This is a genomic window from Candidatus Cryosericum odellii, assembly GCF_003570935.1.
GTDB classification, from domain to species: domain Bacteria; phylum Caldisericota; class Caldisericia; order Cryosericales; family Cryosericaceae; genus Cryosericum; species Cryosericum odellii.
In genome coordinates this window covers 1,357-3,090 of sequence record NZ_QXIU01000007.1, presented here as the reverse complement: position 1 = coordinate 3,090, position 1,734 = coordinate 1,357, and the positions used below count along the sequence as shown (strand labels likewise).

The following is a 1,734-nucleotide window of genomic DNA, read 5'->3' as shown; positions in this document are numbered from 1 at the left end:
GACATGCGAGCAGTCGGTCAGGACATGGGTGTCTCCGAAGATTCGGGTATCAAGGTGGAACGCACTCGTATTCTTGCTATCATTCTCTCTACGGTTCTCGCCTGCTACGGCCAGATCGTCTACCTTCAGAATATCGGAACGTTGAACACGTACAACGGTGCCGATCAGACAGCCACCTTCGCTGCCGCAGCATTGCTTATTGGTGGAGCAAGCGTCGTCAGCGCCTCCATCCCCAATGTGTTCATCGGAGTTGTTCTCTTTCATCTGATGTTCCTTGTATCTCCGATGGCAGGAAAGAATCTCATGGGATCAGCAATGATCGGAGAGTACTTCCGTGTCTTCGTATCATATGGCGTCATAGCGCTCGCCCTTGCCCTGTATGCCTGGAAACGACTCAAGGAACGGGAACGAGCGAGACGCTCTCTACGCGGAGGAAAGGAATCGTAGTACGTCCCCTCCAACCAGGCTCTCGGAGATGGCTGTCGGCATATGCCGACAGCCATCTTGCTACCAAGAACACTGGGCACGTAGCCGAATGGCAGAGCCCCGTGCTGTTGCAGCGCTTTCGCAGACTCCTACAATGCTTGGGATACATGGAGGTGTCGGGATGAACGGACTGATGCGACTGGATGACACATGGGCACTTGATCACTTCAATGCCGAGGAGATCGACGGAGGGATGAGAGAGGCAGCACTACAGCTTCAGCTCCTCGTCGACAGGAAGGGCGCCGGCTCTGAATACACCGGATGGCTTACTCTGCCCATCGACGCTCCTGACAGTCTCTTGGCCAGAATCGAGGATGTCGCTGCCGGATTCCGTGAACAATCGGACACTGTCGTCGTCTGTGGTATCGGAGGTTCCTATCTGGGGGCTCGAGCGGGCCTGGACTTCCTTGCCGGCGTACCGTCCCATTCGGCGACCAACGGCTTGCCCGACATCCTCTTCGCTGGCAACAGCCTCAGTTCATGGCAACTCCGAAAGCTGCTGGACAGGCTTGCGGGCCACCGCTTCTCCGTCGTGGTCATCTCGAAATCCGGCACGACGCTTGAGACTGCGGTTGCCTTCCACATCCTGAAAACAGAGCTGGTTCGACGGTTCGGTACAGAAAAGGCACGCACCCGTATCGTGGCCATAACAGACTCGGAGCATGGAACCCTGCACGACCTTGCCAAGAACGAGGCCTTGGTCACATTCGACCTGCCTCGCGACGTCGGGGGACGCTATTCGGTACTTACTCCGGTCGGTCTCCTTCCGTTTGCGATCGCTGGCCTGAATATCCGTGCGATGCTGCAAGGCGCCGCAGAACAGCGCACTGACAGCCTTGGTTCGCCTGCAGCGACCAACGACGCTCTTCACTACGCCGTCGCCCGACGTCTTCTGAACACGAGTGGGAAGAACATCGAACTGCTTACGAGTTTCGAGCCCTGTCTGCACTTCGTCGGCGAATGGTGGAAGCAACTGTTCGGCGAGAGCGAGGGCAAGAACGGCAAGGGGATCTTCCCTGCGTCGGCCGAATTCACAACTGATCTTCACTCACTTGGGCAATATGTCCAGGAAGGAACTCGTTCGCTCTTCGAGACGGTTGTCGATGTGCCCGCCCCCGCCGACGTCGCGTTCCTCTGTGATGAGGACTCGCCAGACGGGCTTGCCTATCTCAACGGCCGAAGCCTGTCTGCCATGAACCACGATGCCAGGATCGGAACACTTCTTGCTCACCACGATGGCGGCGTCCC

2 protein-coding genes are annotated in these 1,734 nt (G+C 57.5%); both read left to right on the top strand.

The window, feature by feature from the left end; all coding sequences use genetic code 11:
- Positions 1 to 447: ABC transporter permease subunit (locus SMC5_RS10905; protein WP_207798895.1), on the top strand; the 447-nt coding region annotated here is incomplete at its 5' end.
- A 160-nt stretch (positions 448 to 607) separates the two neighbouring features.
- The coding region (locus SMC5_RS00235; protein WP_165848886.1) for a glucose-6-phosphate isomerase at positions 608 to 1,734 on the top strand (1,127 nt) is incomplete at its 3' end.